This is a genomic window from Algibacter sp. Ld11 (assembly GCF_045066735.1).
GTDB lineage: Bacteria > Bacteroidota > Bacteroidia > Flavobacteriales > Flavobacteriaceae > Algibacter.
This window is the reverse complement of the sequence record NZ_JBISHH010000004.1, coordinates 37,741-62,185: the sequence shown is the minus strand read 5'-3', so window position 1 is coordinate 62,185 and position 24,445 is coordinate 37,741. Positions and strand designations below refer to the sequence as shown.

The following is a 24,445-nucleotide window of genomic DNA, read 5'->3' as shown; positions in this document are numbered from 1 at the left end:
TTTATGACTCACAAAGGCTTTCTAGCGCATAAAACAACCTGTTCTTAGCATTATCTTGCGAACCAAAAATTGACCGAAACAATTCGCCTTGTTCCGTAATAAGTAACCATTGTGGTGTGCCTTCAGACTTAAATTGATCGTAAACCTGATGATGCTTGTCTATATAAATAGGAAACGGATTCTCACCACTTGTAAAAACACTTTTAATAGAAGTTTTTGTGCCTTCTCTATTCACAAAATCTGCATGAATACCTGCTACTTGGATTGATGGATATTTTTGCTGAAACTCGTAAGCCAACGGAATGGCGCGCCCAGTACAACCTAAACAATCGTTATTATAAATAATAAGCAGTAAAACTTTATTTTTATATAAGGTTATTAAATCGGTAGCTACACCATCTAAATCTTCAATATTTATGCTTTGTATTTCTGTATTCATCTTATAAGTATACCTTAATAGCATACAAATTTAGGTATTTATTAGGATAAGTTTTTATTTAAAGCGTGTTGATTAAATAAATCTATTTTTAGTCTTCATTCTTAAATAGTCTTTAAAATTAATTTTAAAAAAAAGGGGAAAACCCCGTGCTAATTTCAGTATATACCCTTGGTTTTTAAGTGTTTAAATTATTAAACTTTGTAATATAAATTAAACATTAATCTAAATCCCTTACAAAATGAAGACATTACAAAGTGTTTTAAACGAAGACCATTCAAAAAAAACTAAAAAAGAACTTGTTGATTTACTAACAGGTATTCAGGAAATTGTTGGTGACGACTATTCTGAAATTACTGGTGTTCAGGTCAGTGAACTTCCTAAAACAAAAAACGATGATCTCTTAGCTATTTTAAAATCTTTTAAAGATAATTACAATGTAAAGTGGGAAACTCATGTTACCAATTCCTCGGAGTTATTATCAACCATTTTTGCTCAAATCGAGAAAGACGATAATCAATTTTCAACCTTAGATGCTTCCGATGCCGATTTTGCTGCTGAATTAGGTAGTATTGATTTTGAGAATTTAATTGGTGGGCCTTTAAATGCCTGCGTTACTGCGCAAGCCAACGCTTCGATGTCTACTGTTAATTTTATTAAAGAAGTAGGTTTTGATGACGATGGGAACTTACGCATGGTAGATTTTTCATATAAAAAAGAAGTTCCAGATCCAGCAGATCCAAGTGCAACTATTAGTGAAGATGTGTCTTTAAAAGTGCCTTTTGTATCCGTTTTAAATATTCCTAGCTTACGTATTGAAACCTGCGAAGTCGATTTTAACGTTAAGTTGAACTCTGTGTACACTAAAGACGTTAGTAGCGAATTTGGTATTGATGCGAGTGCTAGTGGCGGTTGGGGACCAGTAAAATTTAAAGTATCTGCGTCGTACAAACGATCTTCTAGTACAGGTGTAAAAGTAGAAAAGGAGTACACTATGGGCGTAAAAGTGGTGGCTACTAACGACCAAATGCCTGGAGGACTAGAAAAGGTATTAGGTATTTTATCTGAATAAAATTATGATAAAACTATCAGACTACATGGACTATCTCAATGAAGAGATAGTCCAAGCTAGAAAAAAAGCCGATGAACAAGCTGTTATAATTGCCAAGGAATATGCAAAGCATCCTTATCTAAAATATTTTAGGGTTCCAAGGTTTACTATGCCATCTGTTAAGCTAAGTATTCCTATTAAAATTTCGGAATTAGACTCAGAAACAAACTACGAATTTAAAATGGATAACGATCAATTTCTTAAAGATGTTAATACCAAAATTGAATTAGTTAACAAAGAAAAGAACCTTAAGCTTGTTCCTATTACCAAAGATGTACTTATTAAAAAGGACTTAAAAGAAGTTATCGATAAGTTGGAAAAAGATAATAATTTAATAATTAAAAATCCTAAAGATAATATCTTAAAAATAGACCTAAAAAAACCGGTGTTAGATTTAATAAAAGTTAGAACTTTTAATACCACCGCTGATGCTGCTTCGGTAGAGAACGATGAATTGGAAAAAATACTTCAGGAATCTCTCACCGATAGGTATAAACCCATTTCATCTAAACTTAATGATATTTATTTTGATCCGAATACTAGTGACGAGAAAGATAAAGGTAAAATATTATTAACGCTTAATGTGGAAATGGTTGAGGAAGGTATACGAATTCACAATGCAACCGACGAAAAAGGAAATGTAGTAGAAGAAATAATTTTTGAATAATGACGGTACTGGTTCATTTTAAAAAACAACAATTAGAGGGTTTTATGCAACAGTTTATTTTGCAAAACGAAAAATTTATTAAAAAGGAATACGACTTAGATAAAACGCTAATGACATTACTAAACCTAGTACAAGACTATTATGGACAGGTGGGTGACAGTACGGCAGAAAGTGCTATAAGTGAATTAAAAACCTATTTAGATTTAGCGGTTTCTGGTATAGACCCAATACATTTAGAGCGTGTTAAAACGAGACGACGCGATTTGGTTCGTACAGCTTGTTTTCATTGCTTATCACATTTAGGTGAAACGCTCCGTAACTCGCTCTCCATTATAGAAAACCTTATAAGTACGTCTACAGAAACTATTAATCAAGTAATACTTTCTGCATATCAATCCAAGCTTATTAGCGATAACTTAATTAATATAACCGATAATTTAGAGAAGTGTACAGCCTTATGGAATACATTAAAAGACAATGAACAAATTGCTGTAATTGATAAAAAATTAAAACTTGATATTTTACAAGAAGACATAAGCATTTTAATAGATATAGCCTTTTCTAAACTTAAAAACTAAACAGTATGAAAACCAAAAAAACACCTAATAAATATATAATTCAGTTAAAAGATGATAGCCGTTCCAGTTTAAGAAAAACTGAAAAAGATTTGAGTTTAAAATTTACATCCTCGGCAGAATTGAGTTCAACCGTAAGAGCACAAGACGTTTTAAGTTCAGGCAACGGCCTCTTTTTAAAGAACCTTGGTTTAGCCATTGTTGAAGATTATGAAATAGATAAACTAAGGAGCTTAACCAATGCATCATCTAACCCGATAATTTATTGGGAAGAAGATCGCATTTTCACACCCGTAGTAGAACTCGATCTTATAAATAGCATGAAAGCACAAATAGAAGATTTAACAGGTGCTTTAGATCAATTAGAATTGCTTATTAAGCAAAATAATAAACCTATCGTTGAGAATAATTTTACTTGGGGATTACAAGCCATTGGCATGGAATTAAGCAATTACACCGGTAAAGGCGTAGATATTTGTATTTTAGACACCGGTTTTTATGCCGAACACCCAGATTTTAAAGGTAGAAACATTACAGGAAAATCTTTTGTACCAGGAGAGCAATGGGATTTGGATATGCACGGACATGGTACGCATTGTGCTGGTACTGCCGCTGGTTTTATTTCTAAAATAGACCAAAAGAGGTATGGCGTAGCACACGAAGCTAATATTGCCATTTCTAAAGTTTTAAGTGATTCTGGTAGTGGCTCAACCAGTGCAATAGTCGATGCCATTGATAATAGTTTAGAGAAAGGACACAAAGTGATATCAATGTCTTTAGGGTCTCCCGTAAGAATAGGCGAGCAACCATCGCCAATATTTGAACAAGTTGGCAAAAAAGCCTTAGAACATAATAGTTTGGTTATTGCCGCGGCAGGAAACGATAGCAATCGACCGACCTTACCCAAACCAGTAAGTAGCCCGGCTAATGCAGAATCTATAATGGCTGTTGCGGCTTTAGATGAAGCTCTAAAAGTAGCACGTTTCTCTAATGGAGGTATTAATGCGAGTAATGGCGGTCGTATAGATATTTCGGCACCTGGTGTCAATGTATTCAGCACATCATCGAAGCATGCAGGTGCAGGTAATTTATATCAAACTATGAATGGCACAAGTATGGCCACACCACATGTAGCAGGATTAGCAGCTCTATATTGGGAAGCATTTCCACAATTATCTGCCGAAGGTATTTGGTTAAAATTAGAAAAACGAGCTAAACAATTAACTAACCAATTACTTAGAGATGTTGGTCAAGGACTAGCGCAAACACCGTAAACTCAAAAAGCTTTTATTTTTAATTCAAGTAAAAATGCTTATTTTAAACTCATGAAAATTTATTTGGCCGTTTTAAAAAATGATGTGGTAATAGACAGCCATGTTGTTCAATACCTAACAGATATGGATTTTAAAATACTAAAGTATTATCCGCGATTTAACATGTTGAAGTTAGAAAGAAATACTGCTTTAGAACATAAAAACATAAAGTATATAGAATCTATTGAAGAAGAAAAAACCATGGAATTATAAGTGTTTTCTATTGAATAGTATCATCTATATAATTATGCTCAAAGAATTAAAATTGGTATGGATTTTGACCTCTTGTTATTTTTAATAGCATTTTATTTATCATGAAAACGAAACATACAGCTTATTCCATTTTAGATTTAGCTTTAGTATCTCAAAACCATACACTTAAACAAACATACAATGGTGCCTTAGAGTTAGCACAGCATGCCGAAACCTATGGCTATACCCGCTATTGGTTGGCTGAACACCATAATGCGCCAAATATTGGCAGTAGTGCCACATCGGTTTTAATTGGTTACGTGGCTCAAGGCACAAAAACTATAAAAGTAGGTTCGGGCGGTATTATGCTGCCCAACCATTCACCATTAATTATTGCTGAGCAATTTGGCACTTTGGCATCTTTATATCCAAACCGTATTGATTTGGGGTTAGGTAGAGCACCAGGAACGGATAGAGAAACAGCACAAGCCATACGCTCTGATTTTATGGATGCCGCACATGCATTTCCAAAGGAGTTAGAAAAAATACAAACCTACTTTACAAAGGAAAATGCAAGTTCTAGAGTAAGAGCAACAGTAGCAGAAGGCGTAGAAGTACCTATTTATATTTTAGGCTCTAGTACAGATAGTGCACATTTGGCAGCTAAAGAAGGATTGCCTTATGCCTTTGCGAGTCATTTTGCTACTACGCATTTATGGAATGCCATAGATATTTATCGAAAAGAGTTTAAACCTTCTAAAGTATTAGATAAGCCTTACGTAATGGTTGGCGTTAATATTATTATTGCAGATACCGATGAGGAAGCACAACGTTTATACACATCATTAATACGCATGATTGTGGGCATTTTTACAGGAAAACCTGATTTTGTACAACCACCAACAGACATGACGGCAGATCTAAAAGAAGTTGTACAAAACCCGCAAGTTCATCAAATGCTTAAATATACTTTCGTAGGAAGTAAAGCAACAGTAAAAGCAGAGGTAAAAACCTTTATGGAACAAACCCAAGCCGACGAGCTTATTGCAGTCACTAATATTTATGATGTAAAAGATAGAATACGGTCCTATAAATTATTTGCTGAAATCATGAAGGAGTTGAATCAATAATAGTTTAAGAATATTCGTTAGAAGCGATTTAAAAAAAATCTGATTAGGAGGGAAGCTGTTGCTAAACAACAAAGTGTTCCCTTCTTTTTTTTGATTATTTACTCGGCAAAAAACAATTCTAGAGTCTTAAATTCTTCTTTTTTTTTCTTTTTTTTTCTTCTTTTTTCCATCGAATATATAATCTTAAAGATAAGTATTACATTGCGTATTATTATTTGAAGCATTTAATACATCCAAACTCCCTATGGAATATATTCTTTCAGTTGTTATTATATTATTACTAATCTTTCAGAATTCTAAATATAGCAAAGAAAGTAATCGGTTAAAAGAAGACATTGAAGAATTAACCGACAAATTAAACGGACTTCATAAGCTCTTAAATAAAGAACGATTTCAGCAGTCTGATGCACCTGAGACTATTCTTAAAACAAACATGGAGCAAGATATTGAAGAAGAAGAAGAACCTATTGCTGAGGTTGTAACAGAAACTTTTATTCCTCCAATAGACATTCCTGCGGAAACACCTTCTTTTGCAGAGAACTCAACGGAAAAGAACTATATACCAACCTACGCTAGTGTTACTAAGTTGAACGCTAAAGATGTTGATATTATTAAAAACATTTTAGTTACTGCAGAAGCTTCACAAGATCATGAAACCTTGCTGAGATTACGAAATAAAATGGTTGACGTTCTTGGAATTAATGAAGTTAAAGAACAAAGCAATTTAGAGTTTATAAGCACTTTATTGAAAGATTACAACTTTTATACGCATGGTGTTATAGATAATAAACAAACCGAAGCTATTGATAGCAAAGATGCTGAAGCTGTAATTGAACATTCGGATAGCGCATATACGGCGTCTGCAGCTCCTGCACAAAAAGAATACAAGGAGCCAAAACCGCCACTTTGGGAACGTTTTAAGCAGAAAAACCCAGATTTAGAAAAGTTTATTGGAGAAAACCTCATAAATAAAATTGGTATTCTTATTCTTGTTTTAGGTATTAGCTATTTTGTAAAATACGCTATTGATAAAGATTGGATTAACGAACCTGCACGTGTTGGTATTGGTATTCTTGCTGGTAGTTTAGTGCTATTTATAGCACATAAATTGCGTAAAAAATATGCGCCTTTTAGCTCTGTGCTTGTTGCAGGTGCTATTGCCATTTTTTACTTTACTATTGCTATTGCCTTTCATGAATACAAATTGTTTGGACAAGAAGTAGCCTTTGCCATTATGGTAGTTATTACGGCATTTAGTTGCTTAATTTCGCTATCGTACAACAGAATGGAACTAGCCATATTATCACTAATTGGTGGTTTCGCTGTTCCGTTCATGATTAGTACAGGCAGTGGTAACTACCTGGTATTATTTACATATATAGCAATTTTAGATATTGGTATTTTAACGCTCGCGTACTTTAAAAAGTGGCAACTTTTACATATTCTAGCTTTTGTTTTTACCATTTTATTATTTGGCGGTTGGATAAGTCAAGATGTGTTTAGTGAAACACCTCATTATTTCGGAGCCTTAGCATTTGCATTTATTTTCTATTTAATATTTCTAGTAATGACTACCATTAACAATTTACGAAATAAAGGTAGCTTTACTGGTATTCAACTTGCTATGTTGGCAACTAACAACTTCGTTTTTTATGGAATAGGGATGGTTGTATTAGGAGCGTACAAACCAGAATTAAGAGGGTTATTTACAGCCTTTTTAGCTGTAATGAACATGGGCTATTCACTATTGTTATTCAAGAAATTCGGTTTAGATAAAAAAGGTATTTATTTACTAATAGGTTTAAGTTTAACGTTTATAACTTTAGCTATTCCTATACAGTTTTCAGGAAATAATATTACTATTTTTTGGGCAATAGAAGCCGTTATGCTTATGTGGTTAGCTCAAAAATCGCAAATTAAAAGTTATCGCTTTGCATCTGTTATTGTACAAGCTTTAATGATTGGTAGCTTGGTGCTAGATTGGGGCTTTTATTTAGAAGATGAGGTTTTTAGCATGATGCTTAATCCTATTTTTATTTCAGGCCTTTTAGTGGTAGCATCTCTTGTTGCGGTGCATTTACTATTACGCAAGGAAACTGAAAATCTTAAGAAATTTGGTTTAGTTTTTAATCCTGTTTTTTATAAAAAACTCACACGCATCCTTGCCGTTATTGTTGGTTATTTTGTTGGTTTTATGGAAGTCATTTATCAATCGGATCAATACTATCAATTTAACGGCATAATATCAATTTTACTACAGTATCATTTTCTATTTTCAGCTATATTGTGCTTTATTCTATATCGACATAGAACAGCGGTTATTGATAAAATAATTAATGTTTTAGCCATTTTTAATATAGCTATATTCACTTTTGGTATAGCCATAATACCAAGGTTAGAGTTTGAAGAAAACATATTGTATGGTTATAATTACAACATATCATACTATATGCATTTCGTAGGTTTGGCCTTTGTTTTATATTTCTGGTATTTAGTATATAATAGTAATAAGGTTCAAAAAGTGTTTTCAGTTTTCAATAACAAATTAACCATTTGGATTGCTGTGATTGCCTTAGTCGTTATTGCTAGTACGGAAGTGATTTTGCAAGGACTCCATATTATGGATTTCACGGCTGCACAAAATCAATTAACCAATAAATACCAGTTAATCTCATCGGCAAAGTACAAAATAATAAAAACAGGACTTCCTGTGCTCTGGGGTGTTTTAGCGTTTGTTTTTTTGCTTTGGGGTATAAAAAAGCAACAAAAATCTGTACGAATTATTGCGCTTGCACTTTTAGGGCTTACTATTGTAAAATTGTTTGCATACGATATTAGTAATGTTTCTGAAACCGGAAAAATTATCGCATTTATACTATTAGGAATCCTTATTTTAATTATTTCATTTATATATCAAAAAATAAAAGTTTTGGTTATTGATGATGAGAAAACAACAAAGAATGAAAACATCGATTAAACTACTTTTAATGTTTTGTGTTACTATGGCCTTTGGTCAAAAACATGCCGTAGAAGGAGAGATAAAACCTGTAACAGAAGCTGGCCTATACCACATTCCTGTGCCTTATAATTTCCGTACACATGCTACAGCTAATTTACGCGACCTTAGAATTTTAGACGATAAAGGCAATCAAGTGCCTTATTTTTTAAAATCGGCAACGGCTTTCAAAACAACTCAGGTTTCAGATTTTACAGAATTCACTGTTATTTCTACCGCACAAGAAACCGATAGTAGCTCTACGTATATATTTGAAAATCCAGATAAATCTATAAAACAAGCAGTGTTTTTAATTGCAAATTATCAAGGTTCTAAAAGTTACAAACTAGAAGGTAGTAACAATAAAAAAAAATGGTTCGGTATTGTTAATAATGGAAAATTAGATAATTTAAGTCATCCTGAAGATACTCAAGTTTATAAGGTTATTAATTTTCCTTTAGGAGCTTATCGTTATCTCAAAGTAGTTTTTAATGATAAACAGTCGTTACCAATAAATCTTTTAAAAATAGGAAAGGTGAGCGCTGAGAAAGAAACTATATCACCAATAAAAATGGATGGTATCCCTGTAAAAACAATTTCTTTTTTAGAAGAAGACAAAAAAACTAAAGTACATATCACTTTTGAAAGACCAGAAGTGATGCACCAAATAAAACTAAATATTACTGGACCAGCACTTTTCAGCCGTGATGCGACATTATATGCTTTAGAATCTCGCGAAGAAAAACGTAACATGGAAACATATAGAAAAGTTATTAGTTCGTTTTCATTACGTTCCGATAAAGATTTTGTTTTTGATATTCCAGCCGCTTTAGCAGGTGAACTCTATTTGGAGATTGATAACAAAGACAACCCAAAACTGCAAATTAGCAGCATCACGTTTATGCAAAAACCTGTTTACATGGTTGCCGCTTTAAAACCGCAAACAACTTATAAGGTTACGGCAGGCAATAAAGCATTAAATTTTCCTGATTACGATATTTCCGAAGTTGTAAACACTTCAAAACAAACCTTACCTATTGCAACTATAGGTTCTGTAACCACCTTAAAACAAAATATCAAAAGCGTCACAGAAACATCTTTTTGGCAACAACCTTGGTTTATGTGGTGCTGTATTGGGTTAGCAGGACTTATTATTCTATATTATGCGTCTAACTTAATAAAAGATTTAAATAAGAAATAGGTATTAATATTTTCTTATATATTGAAAAACAAACACCTAAAAACTAGATTACCAGAGATATTAGCATTTTTTTATTATATTTAATTTTCCCTTTTAAAGATTCTAATTTTTTTCAATTATTGAATTAACTTGTATTTATTCTATTGAAAACTAGCACGATTTATAAACTTTAACGTCAGGCTTATAAAATAGAATTATGGCTAAAAATTATCTTTCACCAGGTGTTTATATAGAAGAATTAAATGCCTTACCAATTCAAGTTAACCAAGTTGCCACAGCCATACCGGCATTTATTGGTTATACAGAAAAAGCAATGAATAACGGCATTTCGTTGATAAACACTCCAACAAGAATCAGCTCGTTTTTTGAGTATAATATGCTTTTTGGCGAAGGATTTAAACCAAAATACAGTTTAAAGCCGGCATCCTTAAATAGCGATGAATCTATAGAACATGTAATAACTATTGCTGGTGTAGACATGGCTATTAGTTATATGGATGGCCATCAATTTTATCTCCATAAGAGTTTAAAGTTATTTTTTGAAAATGGAGGAGGAGCGTGTTACATTATTTCCGTAGGAACTTATGGAAGTAAACCCGATGGTGAAACTGTTGAAAAAGAAGCCATATTTACCGGTCTTGATACTCTTTTACATACTCCAGAACCTACGCTTATTGTTATTCCAGATGCAGTTTTACTAAGTTCAGATAGTTGCTATCATGTTTACACTAACGTACTTCGGCAGTGTGGTACATTAAGAAATAGATTTGCGATTTTTGATGTTCATAATGGTTTTGGCGAACGCATAGAAGGTACTGCGGAAGAAGGTGATGTTATTAGCATTTTAAGAAACAAAACAGGAAATCAAAACTTAAATTACGGCGCAGTTTACTATCCATGGTTACATACCAAGACTGTATCCAATACAATGTTTAATTTTGAAAACTTAGACATCTCTATAAATTTAGAGACACTTTTACCAGAACCAGCGGCCAAGGCACTACTATTTAACGTAGACTACCTAAATTTTAATGATCTTGAAAAGCAACGTTTGAATGTAAGCTTACTTAATGAAAGTCCAACGTATAGAAATTTATTAGACAAAATTACAGAAATAGAAAACTTATTGCCTCCATCAGGCGCTATTGCAGGTGTTTTCACTACGGTAGATAATGCAAGAGGTGTTTGGAAAGCACCTGCAAATGTTAGTCTTAGCGGCGTTATAAAACCATCTATTAATATAAATACCAAAATGATAAATTCTTTAACTGTGGATAGATCTGGAAAATCTATTAATACCATAAGGGCTTTTACAGGTATAGGAGTTTTAGTTTGGGGAGCAAGAACTCTTGACGGAAATGCCTCAGGTAGCCGTTATGTACCCGTAAGCAGAACTCTAATCATGTTAGAGCAATCTATAAAATTGGCATTAAATGCATTTACTTTTGAGCCTAACAGCTCCAAAACTTGGGCTAATGTAAAACTTGTAATTGATAACTATTTACACATTAACTGGAGAAATGGTACATTTAGTGGGGCAAAACCCAAAGATGCCTATAACGTGCTTGTTGGACTGAATGAAACCATGACTCAAACAGATATTTCAAACGGCAAGCTAATTGTTGAGTGCTATGTAGCACTCATTAAACCCGCTGAATTTATGGTAATAAAATTAGAACATCAAATGAGCACAGAATAGGTTTTATCCATTTTAATACGCGTCGCAGAAAAAGAGTCAATTAGTCTATAATTTACAGTTTTAATATAATATTCCATTTCACGCTTACATATATTTTAATAAGAAGAATGGATATATTATATTAGACAAACTATTATAAACTATGTTTTATATTAATTGTTAATAAGCCGAATGAAATCAGAACAACAAAACCCTCCAAAAGCAATTTCAATTACTAATTTTAATCAGGAAGAAAAGGATAAAATTATTGAACGTCAATTGCGTTTTCAAGACTTATTGATACATATTTCTACTACATACATCAATTCCGATTTATCCGATATTGACCAGCTTGTTAGAAAATCACTCAAACAAATTGGTGAATTTGTAGAATCGGATAGAAGTTATATCTTTTCTTATGATTTAATAAATCAAACGGCCTCTAATACCTACGAATGGTGCGCAGAAGGCATAGACCCAGAAATAGACAATCTCCAAGATGTGCCAACAGAATACATTACACAATGGCTAGAAGCACACAAAAATGGTGATGCTTTTTTTATTGAAGATGTTAGTTTATTACCCGACGACGGTGAGTACGGCTTAAAAGCCATTTTAGAACCACAGGGCATAAAAAGTTTAATAACAATTCCTAAAATTAAGAACAACGAATTAATTGGCTTTATAGGTTTTGACTCGGTTAAAAAGATAAATAAATACAACGATAAGGAAAAAGAAATTCTTTTTGTTTTTGCCAACATGCTTGTAAATGTTATACAGCGAAAAGAAAATGAAGAACAAATAAAAGAACAAGAAAAGAAAAAAGAAGAACTACTAAAACATTTATCACAACAAAATGTGGAATTAAATGAGTATGCTCATGTAGTTTCACACGATTTAAAAGCCCCATTAATAAACATTCATACTTTGGTGGGTTGGTTTATGCACGACCATAAAGATGTAATATCTAAAGAAGATTTTAAACCTTTAGATCAAGCATTATTTAATGTAGAAAAAATGGATTTTTTGATAAAAGGAATTCTAGACTACTCAACGGTCGATAGATTAGAATCTGAAGACAAAATTGTCGATTTTAATGAAATGGTCGACGATATTCTTCAAACTATTTTAACGCCTAGTGATACAGAGATTACCATTCAAGAAAATCTTCCAACTTTGTATGGAAATACATGGCGATTTAAGCAAGTTTTTCAAAACTTAATTCAAAATGCTATTAAATATTGTGATAAAGAAAATGGCATTATTGACGTTGGTTTTACAGAAAAACCAGAACACTTTGAGTTTTTTGTAAAAGACAATGGTATGGGAATTAATTCTGATTATTTCGATAAAATTTTTAAAGTATTCACCAAACTAGATAGTAGCGGCGCATCTTCAGGAATTGGTCTTTCTATTGTGAAAAAAATTATTACACATTACCAAGGAGACATTTGGGTAGAAAGTGAAGAGGGTGTAGGTACTACGTTTTTCTTTACATTACCAAAAAATATTCAAAGTGAGCAAGCATAATGAATCAACCACATTTTTTAGAAAATATTTTTAGGTCAGAAAATTTTAATTCGGATATGAAATAGAGTTAATCTCAAATCTGGATTAATAAATTCATTCTTTATGTGGATTTTTAGAGCAAAAACAGATATGGATAAAATGAATGGAAGAGGGGTGAAACTTTTAAAAACGTTCAGTTAAACGTCATAATTCAATTATAAACTAAAAAAGCACCATATTTCTTAAAAATATGGTGCTTTTTATTTACGTGTTATTTTATTTAATCAAAATAAGACTGTAATTCCTTTTTCAAGTTGTGCCACTGGTCTTTATCTCCTGTAATTACTTGTCCAACTTCTTTTAATTTAGATGTGCCAAAACCAATAGCCTCTTTCACACCAATATGTGGAGGTAAAGACAACGCGCCACTGCTAACTACGGCATCAATAATAAAAGGCTTTTTACTTTGTTTAGCCTGAATTATAGCCGCATCAATATCTTCAGCATGTTCTACGCGCACACCATCGCCACCGCAAAGTCTGGCATATTCAGCAAAGTTCATATTGGTTTCATGCAAAGCGTCTAAACTAGCAGCAAGTCCAACCTGTTCCATCTCTAATTTAACAAAACTAAGTTCGGAATTATTAAAAATTAATACTTTTATAGGGAGTTCATATCTAACAGCAGTTATAAAATCTTGCATTGCCATATTAAAAGCGCCATCACCACTTAAACACCAAATTTCTTTATCAGGATTCGCCATTTGTGCTCCAATAGCCGACGGTAAACCAACTGCCATAGAACCATGATTAAAAGAACCAATTAAACGTCTCTGTTTATTAAACGAAATATGATGTGCTGCCCAAATAGCAGAAGTTCCAGTTTCTACAGTAAAAATAGCGTCTCTAGAAGCATGTTCATTTACTAAATCTGCAAATATTTGTGGATGTAAAGGTTCGTTTTCACGAGTAGGCGAGGCCTGATCTTTCATATTCTGTCTCCAATTATTAAAACTATCTTTTAGCTTATCCATAAAACGAGAATCTTCCTTTTGATTGATTTTCGGATTAATCATCTCTAAAAATGAAGACGTATCACTCCAAACACCCAAAGTAACAGCCGTTCTATTTCCTATATTTTCTTGTCTGATATCGACTTGAATAGTTTTTGTATCATGCGGAAGAAAATCGATATAAGGGAAATCTGTCCCCAACATCAACAATAAATCACACTTCATAACAGCATTATAACCCGATGGATTACCAATTAAACCTGTAAGTCCCACCACATTTTCGGTATCATGATCAAACACGTCACTGGCACGCAAACTATGTGTAATAGGTGCGTTTAGTTTTTTCGATAAAGCAATAACAGCCTCGCGACTTTCACGGCAACCATCACCAGCCAAAATACCAACAGTTTTGGCATTGTTTAGCAAATGTGCCGCTTCTAGAATAACAGCTTCGTCGGGAACTAAATTCGATTTATATTTTAAAATTGGGTGTATAAATTGCTTATTTTCAGCTTTCATTTCAGCAACATTAGCCGCTAATTCAATTCTACAAACTGCATTATTGGCTATAGCAATTTTAATAGCCCGTTGTATTACCATAGGCGCCTGCTCGGGCGTTTCAATAATAGCCTGATAATCGCAAACATCATCAAAAACCTTTTTTAAATCTACTTCTTGAAAAAAGCTCGTCCCCTGTTGTTTTTGATTTATTTGTCCGGTAATCGCAATAACGGGCGTACGTTCTTTTTTAGCATTATACAGTCCATTAATTAAGTGCAGCGCTCCAGGACCAACAGTTCCAGCACAAACAGCCAGGTTTCCCGTTGTTTGGCTATCACCAAAAGCAGCAAAAGAAGCATTACCTTCATGTTTCATTCCTATCCAATCTACGCCATCGCTCTGTTCTATTGCTTTTACAAAAAAGTTAAGGGCATCGCCAGTAACTCCATATACTTTTTTTACGCCAACACTTAATAAAATATCAAGTAATTGTTCTGATACATTTTTAGACATAATTTAATGTTTTTAAGTTTATATTTTTGTTTTTACAAATACCACTGTGGTATTCGCAAACTTGATTTTATTAAATAACGCAACCAAGCTATTATTTTTCAATTGTTTTTACGGTTACCAAACCAAACACAATATGCCCAACTAGCATGGCTATTAATCGCATGGGCATCGTGCCATCCATGGGTGGCATTTCGAAAATCATACCCAATATTTTCATACCAATTTGGGCAATAACAACGGCTGCAATACCAAAAAGAACACCTTTAAGCCAAGAATTTTGTATATTAATATGGGGTGCAAAAACATAGCTATAGCCCAAAGCAAATAGAATTCCCATTACAAAGTGTAAAACCCAGCCCACTATTATAGAAACACCCATGGCGCCCGATAATAGTTTCCAAGGCGCCATTTCAGGCATCCCTATATTTGGAGCCATAAGCATAATAATGGTCATGGCAACGGTTGCTAAAATTCCTGCGAATATTGATTTTGAAATATTTGGATTCATTGTAGTTCTTATTTTAAAAATTTATGTTTTTTATTCAATGCGTTTTTAATAAATCTATAATTGAGAAGTGTAAGTTTTGGGTGAAGCTAAAGCCGGTAACAAACAGATTATAATATTAAAGCATTGTTTACAAGGCGCAAGGTAGCCGAAGTACGAGATGTAGATTACCTCGTACCATTTCATTATTGCCCCATTTAAAAAGAATGAAGTATGGACATTCTTAAAAGTATGCTCATAAAAAAAACCTTGTTCTAACTTAAGAACAAGGTTTTTTTATGATGTTTTAAAGGTGCTGACTATTATTTTTCGGCACGTTTTTTAAACTTATACGTAATACCGAAGTTAACTCCAAAGGAAGAATATGGCACTTTTTGAGATAGCTTTTTAGAAGCATCGGTGTTCGTATTCGATAAATTATCGACATAAGTTGTTTTCTTAACCGTTCCATCTGGCAAATTATCCATCGAGTAAAAGCCTTCTACAGCTACCGTACCATCAGGCAAAACAATATTGGTATTAAACTCAGCAAGTTCCGAGTCTTTACGCTTTAAACTAATACCGTAATATTCGGCTTCTACAAACAAGCTAAAATTAGAATCTAAATCGAATTTATAACCCAACGCACCAACAAAACCTAATGGAAAATGCCCGTGAAAATCCTCGATATAATTCGTTTCAGAATACGATCCCTCTGGCACACCAAAAGCATCGGCTTCAGCTTCCGAAAACACCGCTTTTCTATACACCACAGCCTCCGTTTTTCCACCTACTTTTAAAAGAGCTCCAAAACGACCATAAATGTTATTTGTAAATTTATACACCACAGATGTCGATGCTCCAAAAGCACGCGCTCTTGCCACTGCATTTATATCGGTATTAGGCGTATTAACCTCCGATACCGTTTGGTCTGTACCTTGTAGATACCCAAAGCTTAAATCGACACCAAAAGACTCGTTAAAAAAGTAAGTTCCTCTTACCTGCACATTGGCACCTTCGCCATAACTCCCGTAAGAGTTTCCTGTTTCCGAAACGTTTACCGTTTCTCCTAATTTCATTCCTGCACTAGCAAACGCGTAACCTGTACTTACCGAAACCTGAACTTGGGCATAAGCCAAACCGCTAATTACGACAGCTGTAAGTGCTAAAATTTTATGTTTCATGACCTTCTTATTTTTAAATATTAATTTAATAAAAAAAGACTGAAAAATCAGACGTTTTTGCCTTTAATTTCAATCGCCGGCAAATATACTTTTTTTGGTTTAAAATAGTTGAGAATTGCTGGGGTTTATTAGTTTTAGAAAATATTTACGTAATGATTATCCGATTAAGGGTTTCCGTAAAATAATTTCTACAAATTGCAATATAATTAGGCCATACCATTTAGTGATATATCAGTTTTAATTAAAGAACCCTAGACTAAATTATAATTACTTTATTATTATCAATAATGTAAATATCAGTTTAAGAAGTCGTTGTTTACCCAATACAATTCCAATCCCCCCAACCAAGTAATGTTTCATCACTTTCTACGACTAAAGGCAGCATCAATCGTATAGTTTGTAATTATATAAACACAAATTATTTCAGCAATTATAGAAAGCCTACATGCAAGAACATAATAAACTTAATATATTTGAGAGCGTAAGTTTCAATAAAGGGATTTACGTTTCTTTGTTTCAATTAATACTTCTAGTTTCCGTTTTTACTCAGTTTACAGCAGGCGCACAGATAAAAGACACGCGTTTACCCATCATTATAGATGCCGATACCGCCAATGAAGTAGACGATCTTTATGCTATTGTTAGAGCCATTAAAGAACCGAGTTTTAATGTTTTGGGGATTACTTCGGCACAGTTTCATACATCGCCATTAGCAACCGAAAATACCGTACAAGAAAGCCAAGATATTAACGAAAAGATACTGAGTTTAATGGGGAATTACAGCATTCCGCTACCACTAGGAAGCAATGTACCGATAACCAAAATTACAGAACCAGCGAGTTCACCAGCATCAAACTTCATTGTTAAAATGGCGCATAAATTACCCGCTGGCGAAAAGTTGAACGTCGTTATTTTAGGATCGAGCACCAATGTGGCGAGTGCTATTTTAGAAGATCCATCGATTATAGAAAAACTAAAAGTTCACTATCTTGGTTTTTGGCATACCGTGGAAACCAACACGTATAATAAAAAGGAATTCAATACAGGCAACGACCCAAAAGCGGTGGATATTCTACTAAATACCAAAGGTCTAGATTTAAGCATCATGACGGCAACAACCAGCCAACACTTGGTGTTTTCTAAAACAGAAGTAGATGAGCAATTAAAAAACAAAGGCGGTATTGCCGATTATTTAATAAACCGTTGGGACACTTACGAGCGTTGGTGGACCAAAGACGACCCGGAAAAGAAAAGCTGGATTATGTGGGATGTTGCTATTATAGAAGCACTCGCACATCCTGAATTATCGAAGATTGAGACCTTTTTAACGCCTCCAGAAAATACGCCTCGCTTAATAAACATCCATACAAAAATAGAGGTAGACCTTATGAAAGAGGATTTCTGGCAAAGCTTAAATATAAAGTAACCTATGTATTTAGATGTTAATAGTTCCATTTTAGATTTTGAAATGTGTTTAAATACCTTGGAGTTTTTAGACCTAAACCAAGAACGCATTCTTTCTATAGAAAAACCGGGTGAGGGCAACATGAATGTAGTGCTTAGAATCCGTACCAATACGCGGTCTTTTATTGTAAAACAATCGCGTCCGTTTGTTCAAAAATATCAAGATATTACGGCACCTATTGAGCGTATCGATGTGGAATTTCAGTTTTATAAAGCGGTTACTAATAAGGTTATTGCGCCACATATTCCTAAAATATTAGCTTATAATGCAGATAATTATTTGCTTATTTTGGAAGATTTAGGCGATTGCAAAGATATGTCGTATCTCTATGATGATAAAACTTTGGACAGCTCTCAATTGCATGAACTTATAGATATTGCTGTGGAAATTCATAAATCTAAACCTACAGCATATCCTGAAAATATGGACTTGCGCTTACTTAACCATCAACACATTTTTGTTTTGCCTTTTTTAAAGGATAGCGATTTTCATTTAGATACCATTCAAAACGGACTTCAGGAACTGGCTTTAATTTACAGAAATGATACCCCATTAAAAACAGAGATTGCAAAAGTTGGCGAGCAATACTTATCTAAAGGTGATACACTTTTACACGGCGATTATTATCCTGGAAGTTGGATGACGAAGGAAAAGCATACGTATGTAATAGATCCAGAATTCAGTTTTATGGGTTTTGCCGAATTTGATATTGGCGTTATGGCCGCACATACTATTATAATCACCATGAACATCGATTGTTTAGAAACCATAAAAAATAGATATCCAAAATTCTTGAACGGTAATTTGCTTGCCAAAGTTGCCGGAATAGAAATTATGCGCAGATTAATTGGTTTAGCTCAATTGCCTTTAAAAAGATCGATTGAAGAAAAAAAGTTACTTTTAAAAATGGCACGAACACTTATTTTGAAATAAAGATTCCTAGGTTTTATTTTTTTAATAAAAACATCAATTTTTAAGGTTCGCTGAGAATCGCGTATTTGAAAAAACTTTAGTCCTTTTACAGTATATTCAATTTATGACAAACATAAAAAATAATCGCGCTCTCAAGAATTGTTTGCCTTATGTTTCCCCATTAAAATAAACAATAGCATTAATTTGTTTTTTTATAGCTCCAAACCGCTAAACCATTCATTATAAAAGCATAAAGTATTGTTTTTGATAGTTGTGGCAAAATATCCGTAAATCCAGAGCCTTTTAACATCACCATGCGCATGACTTCTACAAAATATTTTATCGGGTTGAACTCTGTAACAATTTGAGCCCATTTTGGCATACTTTCAATAGGCGTAAATAAGCCACTCATTAAAATAAAAATAACCGTAAAAAACCAAGCAATAAACATAGCTTGTTGCTGCGTGTCTGTAAAATTAGAAATAAATAAACCTATTCCTAAAATAACTAAAATATAAACCGAGGTGTACAAATACATTAGGGGTAAGCTTCCTAACATTGGCACATTAAAAATAAGTTTAGCTATGGTTAAGCCAACGGTTAATAAACCCATGCCTATCACCCAAAAAGGAAAAAGCTTACCGATGATAAACTGACTTTTTTTAATGGGAGTTACATTAATTTGTTCTAAAGTACCAATTTCTTTTTCTCTAACAATATTCATTCCTGATAGAAATAAAGTAATCATGGTTACAAGTAAAACCAATATACCCGGAACCATAAAGGTTTTATAATTTAACGTTTCGTTATACCAAAACAAAGGTATAGTTTCAATACTTATTGGCCGAACTTGTTGATTGAATACTTGTGATAAATCTACTTTTATCTCTTGATTAAAACGTTGTATTATTTGAGTAACATACACATTTTCAACTCCAGCAGCTGCACCATCAATGGCATTAATAGTAACACCTAAGGCGCTGTGTTTTTCTTTTTGTAAATCGCGTTCAAAATGGGTGGGAATTTCTAAAACAACATCTACGTTTCCTTTAAGCATTTCGGAGCTTGCAATGTTTTCAGAAGAAAAATGAGTTAATACATCAAAATATGTCGACGCATTAAAGCGCTCTATTAGTGCTCGTGATGTTGATGTGCGATCGTTATCAATATAACCGAATTTAATATGCTGAACCTCAAATGTTGCCGCATTAGAAAGAATAATTAATTGGACTAATGGTAATACAAAAATGATAGGAAGCATGCCTTTATTCCTAAAGATTTGCTTAAACTCTTTTTGTATAATGTATAATATTGTTTTCATATAACGTCCTGCGAAAGCAAGAATCTCTTTTTAGTTATAACTTTAAGTTTTTTAGCAACACATACACAAATATTTTCTGAATGTGTAAAATGAACTGAAAACTATTTTACTCCAATCTAATTTTATATTTCTTTACACTCAATACAATAAAAAATACCGTCATACCGCATAAAATAAGGGTTTCTTTCCATATAAACTGAAGCCCGACACCTTTTAGCATAATGCCTTTAATAATAATAATAAACCACTTAGCGGGAACAATGTTACTAATAATTTGAAGGGGTAAAGGCATACTTGAAATAGGAAAAATAAAACCTGATAATAAAATTACTGGCAGCATAAGTCCCATTAAAGAAATCATCATGGCTGTTTGCTGTGTTGCTGAAATTGTTGAGATTAAAATACCCAAAGCTAGTGCCGTAATAATGAATAAAATGCTCTCCGTAGCTAATAAAAATAAGCTACCTTGAATTGGCATGTTAAAAACAAAAACACTTAATAAAACTATTACTATGGCATTAATTATAGATAAAAAAATATACGGAAACACTTTCCCTACAATAACCTGAATGGGTTTTATTGGCGATACCAACAAAATTTCCATGGTTCCTAATTCCTTTTCTCTTGTTATGGAAATAGACGTCATCATGGCAGAAACTAACATTAAAATAATAGTCATTACACCGGGTACAAACATATAGACGCTCTTTAATTCCGGATTATAAACCATACGTGATTCGGGTACAATTTGATATGCTATTTCAATATCCTTATTTAAATCTTTTTGATATTTTTGAAGAATAGCATTCACAAAATTACTAATAGTATTTGCCGTATTGGGGTCTGTAGCATCTGTAATAATTTGAATAGTTGCTTGCCGCTCTTTAATTAGATTTCTACTAAAATCTTTTTCGAAGTTTAAAACCGCTTTTACTTTTCCTTTTTTAAAAATGGTTTCAATATCAGATTCTTTTTCAATAATTTGTTTTATACTAAAATATTTAGATGCCGCTATTTTATTTATAATTTCCTCTGTTGTGGCATCTTTTGAATGATCTAGAATGGCAATATCTACATTATTGATTTCATTAGTTATAGCGAAACCAAATAGCATAATTTGGGCAATAGGCATTCCAAAAAGAATAAACAACGAACGTTTATCTCTAAAGATATGATAGAATTCTTTTTTTATAAAACCTACAAACCGTTTCATCCTCTTGCCAGTTTTAAAAACACATCGTTCATATTAGAAACATTAAATAGCGCTTTTAATTTCTTTGGCGTATCTAAAGCTTCTATTTTTCCGTTTACCATAATAGATACTCTATCACAATATTCAGCTTCGTCCATGTAATGAGTGGTAACAAAAACTGTAGTGCCGTTATGGGAAGCTTTGTAAATAAGTTCCCAAAATTGGCGTCTTGTAATAGGGTCAACACCACCCGTTGGCTCATCTAAAAACACAATTTTTGGATTGTGAATTAATGATACCGAAAACGATAGTTTTTGCTTCCATCCCAATGGTAATGCTCCAACTAGTTTGTTAGCGACATCTTCTAGTCCTAATTCTATAATTAGCGCATTCGATTTTTCTTTAATTTGCTTTCTAGACAATCCATAAATACCGCCAAAGAAGGTAATGTTTTCCTTAACCGTTAAATCATCATACAAAGCAAATTTCTGGCTCATGTAACCAATGTTTTTTTTGATGTTTTCTGCTTGTGTAAAAACATCAAAACCAGCAACGTTGGCTTTACCAGATGTTGGCTTAGAAATACCTATAAGCATTTTCATGGCTGTAGTTTTTCCTGCGCCATTAGCACCTAAAAAACCGAATATCTCACCTTTTTCAACCTCAAAAGTAATGGTGTTTACAGCTGTAAAATCGCCAAACGTTTTAGTTAATCCTTCTACTTGTATTACTTTGTTATTACTCATTATTTTGCTAATTCCATAAAGGTATCTTCAATAGTGGCTACTGTTTTTTTTATGTAAAGGTTAGTTAGATTTTTAGATTCTAAATATGCTTTTAAATCTTCAGGATTAAAGTCGGTTCTACTATCTGTGTAATGTACAAACTCACCGAAAGGATATACACTATGCCTAAATTTATAAGCATTTAAACTCTCTATTAATTGATACATATTATTTGCGCCCACATTAAAAATTGGTTTGGGATAGTGCTTTACAATGGCTTGAGGTGTATCGATTTGTAAAATTTTACCATCTTGAATAAGTGCAATTCTATCACAAAGTTCAGCCTCATCCATGTAAGGCGTAGACACTAAAATGGTAATACCTTTTTGCTGTAAACGTTTAAGCATTTCCCAGAATTCTTTTCTTGAAACGGGATCTACACCAGTGGTGGGTTCATCCAAAAACAACACTTTTGGCTTATGGATGAGCGCACAACATAACGCTAATTTTTGTTTCATTCCACCAGAAAGTTTTCCAGCACGACGCTTTTTAAAAGGTTCGATTTGTACATAAATTTCTTTTATCAAATCGTAATTGGCTTCCATAGTAGTGCCGAAAATAGTAGCAAAGAAGTTTAAATTTTCTTCGATGGTTAAATCTTGATATAAAGAAAACTTGCCAGGCATGTAACCAACACTATGTCTTATCTTTTTATAATCTGTTATCACATCATATCCAGCAACACTTGCTACACCTTGTTCAGGAAATAGGAGCGTGGTTAAAATTCTAAATAAGGTTGTTTTACCCGCACCATCGGGGCCAATAAGCCCAAAAATTTCGCCTGATTTTACCTCAAAAGAAATATTTTCTAAAGCTTTAATGCCCTTATACGCTTTCGATATGTTGGAAACAGTGATACTCACTTTGAATTATTTTTGAATAATTATTGTAATCTTCATTGTAATTTTTGAATTAACAGAATTAGAAATTAAACAGGCTTTTTCAGCTTTTTCCACAACACGCTCTGTGCGGTCACGTTTTGATTCATCTGTAATTACAACTTCTGGAAATAATAAAACTTCACTCATTACAAATTTGCCTTCTATTTTTTCTAAAACACCCTTTGCTTCACATTTAAAACTTACAAAATCAAGTTTTGAAAACTCTGCAATTGCCAAAAAAGTGGTCATTAAACAGCTACTAATGGCTGCTGTAAACAAATGTTCTGGAGACCAAATATTTGGAACGCCTCCAGGGAATTCTGGTGGTGTTGCAACTTCTATACAATTTACTTTGTTTGATTCGTTATTTTTTAGTTCTGGAGAGCATATTTGTCCTTTTCGACCTTCTGTCCAATTTAAATTGACGTTATAATTATGTTTATCCATTTTATTCTATTTAAATAATTAATATTCTATTATCTCAATTGTTATTTTCGTTATTGATCCACAGCTCTGCAGGCATTCCAATTTTTAAGCCACCATCATTATTAACTTTAATTTTTACAGCGTATACTAAAGCCACACGTTCTTCTTTGGTTTGAATAATTTTTGGTGTAAATTCTGCTTCATCAGCTATCCAACTCATGGTTCCTTTGTAAGACTTCATGACTTCTGCATCATCTATTTTTATAGTAACTTCTTGACCAATCCTTAAATTATCGAGCTGCGTTTCACTAACATATACGCGTAATTCCATGGTATTTAAATTAGCTATTTTGTATAGCGGTTTTCCAAAAGCGGTAATCTCATTGGGTTCGGCATATTTGGTTAAAACCGTTCCATTTATCGGATTTAGAATTTTACTTTTTAGAATTTGGTCATCTATTTGTTTCAGCTGAATATCAATCGATTTCAATTCATTAACAACTGGTGCATTTTGAATTTCTACACTTCTAATTTGATTTCTAATCACATCTATTTCACCTGTAACATCATCTAGTTGTTTTAGCGTACCCGCATTTTCTTTTAATAAATTTTCAGCACGAGTTTTATTTGTTTTTGCTGTTTTTAATCTTGAATTTAGTACCGCTATTTGAGATAATACACCTTTAGACTTTGAACTAATTACAGCTTTAGAAACAATTAATTGATCGCGTTTTAATGAGAGTGGAATGGTATCGATATAACCAATCCATTGTCCTTTTTCTAACTTGTTTCCTTCATTGAGGTCAAACTGCATTAATTTTCCTGTATTTTCAGCAGAAATTATAACTTCTGTAGCTTCAAAATTTCCATATCCATCGGCTTTACCGTTATCATTTCCGCAAGAAAATAGGGTAGTAGCTAATAGCATTATGCCTAGTATATCATTATAGTTTTTCATTTCG

Annotated in this window: 22 protein-coding genes; 12 read left to right on the top strand and 10 right to left on the bottom strand. The window is 33.1% G+C overall.

All coding sequences use genetic code 11. The features are described from left to right. Position 1 precedes the first annotated feature (1 nt). The gene (locus tag ACJJV4_RS01420; protein ID WP_405291364.1) at positions 2-439 is read right to left on the bottom strand and encodes a TlpA family protein disulfide reductase; all 438 of its coding nucleotides are present in this window, start codon (positions 437-439) and stop codon (positions 2-4) included. A gap of 238 nt (positions 440-677) precedes the next feature. Between ACJJV4_RS01420 and ACJJV4_RS01415 the strand changes: the two genes are divergently transcribed. The 10 genes from ACJJV4_RS01415 to ACJJV4_RS01370 all read left to right on the top strand — a co-directional run bounded on the left by ACJJV4_RS01415 (position 678) and on the right by ACJJV4_RS01370 (position 12,828). Further along, the gene (locus ACJJV4_RS01415; RefSeq protein WP_405291362.1) at positions 678-1,508 is read left to right on the top strand and encodes a DUF2589 domain-containing protein; all 831 of its coding nucleotides are present in this window, start codon (positions 678-680) and stop codon (positions 1,506-1,508) included. 4 nt (positions 1,509-1,512) lie between these two features. After that, positions 1,513-2,214 (top strand): hypothetical protein, encoded by a 702-nt coding sequence (locus ACJJV4_RS01410; RefSeq protein WP_405291360.1) that lies wholly within the window; start codon positions 1,513-1,515, stop codon positions 2,212-2,214. Further along, a complete protein-coding gene (locus ACJJV4_RS01405) occupies positions 2,214-2,792 on the top strand; it encodes a hypothetical protein (RefSeq protein WP_405291358.1) in 579 nt (192 codons plus the stop codon). The genes ACJJV4_RS01410 and ACJJV4_RS01405 overlap by 1 nt, the downstream gene beginning before the upstream one ends. Before the next feature lie 5 nt (positions 2,793-2,797). Further along, entirely contained in the window at positions 2,798-4,063 is a 1,266-nt protein-coding gene (locus ACJJV4_RS01400) for a S8 family serine peptidase (RefSeq protein ID WP_405291356.1), read from the top strand. A gap of 51 nt (positions 4,064-4,114) precedes the next feature. Beyond that, positions 4,115-4,315 (top strand): hypothetical protein, encoded by a 201-nt coding sequence (locus tag ACJJV4_RS01395; protein ID WP_405291354.1) that lies wholly within the window; start codon positions 4,115-4,117, stop codon positions 4,313-4,315. A 101-nt stretch (positions 4,316-4,416) separates the two neighbouring features. Then, entirely contained in the window at positions 4,417-5,424 is a 1,008-nt protein-coding gene (locus tag ACJJV4_RS01390; RefSeq protein WP_405291352.1) for an LLM class flavin-dependent oxidoreductase, read from the top strand. A 244-nt stretch (positions 5,425-5,668) separates the two neighbouring features. Further along, the gene (locus ACJJV4_RS01385) at positions 5,669-8,401 is read left to right on the top strand and encodes a DUF2339 domain-containing protein (protein WP_405291350.1); all 2,733 of its coding nucleotides are present in this window, start codon (positions 5,669-5,671) and stop codon (positions 8,399-8,401) included. Next, positions 8,385-9,620: a hypothetical protein gene (locus ACJJV4_RS01380; RefSeq protein ID WP_405291348.1), complete on the top strand. Its 1,236-nt coding sequence runs from the start codon at positions 8,385-8,387 to the stop codon at positions 9,618-9,620. Before ACJJV4_RS01385 ends, ACJJV4_RS01380 begins: the two co-directional genes overlap by 17 nt. A gap of 196 nt (positions 9,621-9,816) precedes the next feature. Beyond that, entirely contained in the window at positions 9,817-11,319 is a 1,503-nt protein-coding gene (locus tag ACJJV4_RS01375) for a phage tail sheath family protein (RefSeq protein WP_405291346.1), read from the top strand. 171 nt (positions 11,320-11,490) lie between these two features. Then, entirely contained in the window at positions 11,491-12,828 is a 1,338-nt protein-coding gene (locus ACJJV4_RS01370) for an ATP-binding protein (RefSeq protein ID WP_405291344.1), read from the top strand. A 259-nt stretch (positions 12,829-13,087) separates the two neighbouring features. Here the strand turns inward: ACJJV4_RS01370 and ACJJV4_RS01365 are convergent, their stop codons facing one another. The 3 genes from ACJJV4_RS01365 to ACJJV4_RS01355 all read right to left on the bottom strand — a co-directional run bounded on the left by ACJJV4_RS01365 (position 13,088) and on the right by ACJJV4_RS01355 (position 16,501). After that, entirely contained in the window at positions 13,088-14,833 is a 1,746-nt protein-coding gene (locus ACJJV4_RS01365; protein WP_405291342.1) for a thiamine pyrophosphate-dependent enzyme, read from the bottom strand. Between the two features lie 91 nt (positions 14,834-14,924). Beyond that, positions 14,925-15,341 (bottom strand): DUF6789 family protein, encoded by a 417-nt coding sequence (locus tag ACJJV4_RS01360; RefSeq protein ID WP_405291340.1) that lies wholly within the window; start codon positions 15,339-15,341, stop codon positions 14,925-14,927. Positions 15,342-15,640: 299 nt separating this feature from the next. Beyond that, entirely contained in the window at positions 15,641-16,501 is an 861-nt protein-coding gene (locus ACJJV4_RS01355; protein ID WP_405291338.1) for an outer membrane beta-barrel protein, read from the bottom strand. A gap of 445 nt (positions 16,502-16,946) precedes the next feature. Between ACJJV4_RS01355 and ACJJV4_RS01350 the strand changes: the two genes are divergently transcribed. Both ACJJV4_RS01350 and ACJJV4_RS01345 read left to right on the top strand, forming a co-directional pair. Further along, the gene (locus ACJJV4_RS01350) at positions 16,947-17,927 is read left to right on the top strand and encodes a nucleoside hydrolase (RefSeq protein ID WP_405291336.1); all 981 of its coding nucleotides are present in this window, start codon (positions 16,947-16,949) and stop codon (positions 17,925-17,927) included. A 3-nt stretch (positions 17,928-17,930) separates the two neighbouring features. Next, a complete protein-coding gene (locus ACJJV4_RS01345; protein WP_405291334.1) occupies positions 17,931-18,899 on the top strand; it encodes a phosphotransferase in 969 nt (322 codons plus the stop codon). 178 nt (positions 18,900-19,077) lie between these two features. On the opposite strand, the gene ACJJV4_RS01340 is transcribed toward ACJJV4_RS01345, so the two are convergent. From ACJJV4_RS01340 to ACJJV4_RS01315, 6 genes are all read right to left on the bottom strand, one after another. Beyond that, positions 19,078-20,199 carry an ABC transporter permease gene (locus ACJJV4_RS01340; RefSeq protein WP_405291332.1) on the bottom strand — a complete coding sequence of 374 codons (1,122 nt, stop codon included), beginning with the start codon at positions 20,197-20,199 and terminating at the stop codon, positions 19,078-19,080. 106 nt (positions 20,200-20,305) lie between these two features. Then, positions 20,306-21,412 (bottom strand): ABC transporter permease, encoded by a 1,107-nt coding sequence (locus tag ACJJV4_RS01335; RefSeq protein ID WP_405291330.1) that lies wholly within the window; start codon positions 21,410-21,412, stop codon positions 20,306-20,308. Continuing rightward, positions 21,409-22,137 carry an ABC transporter ATP-binding protein gene (locus tag ACJJV4_RS01330; RefSeq protein ID WP_405291328.1) on the bottom strand — a complete coding sequence of 243 codons (729 nt, stop codon included), beginning with the start codon at positions 22,135-22,137 and terminating at the stop codon, positions 21,409-21,411. The genes ACJJV4_RS01335 and ACJJV4_RS01330 overlap by 4 nt, the downstream gene beginning before the upstream one ends. Next, positions 22,137-23,039: an ABC transporter ATP-binding protein gene (locus ACJJV4_RS01325; protein ID WP_405291326.1), complete on the bottom strand. Its 903-nt coding sequence runs from the start codon at positions 23,037-23,039 to the stop codon at positions 22,137-22,139. The genes ACJJV4_RS01330 and ACJJV4_RS01325 overlap by 1 nt, the downstream gene beginning before the upstream one ends. 6 nt (positions 23,040-23,045) lie before the next feature. After that, positions 23,046-23,504 (bottom strand): OsmC family protein, encoded by a 459-nt coding sequence (locus ACJJV4_RS01320; RefSeq protein ID WP_405291324.1) that lies wholly within the window; start codon positions 23,502-23,504, stop codon positions 23,046-23,048. Between the two features lie 34 nt (positions 23,505-23,538). Further along, complete coding sequence (locus ACJJV4_RS01315) at positions 23,539-24,441, bottom strand: HlyD family secretion protein (RefSeq protein ID WP_405291322.1); 903 nt, start codon at positions 24,439-24,441, stop codon at positions 23,539-23,541. Between the last annotated feature and the right edge of the window lie 4 nt (positions 24,442-24,445).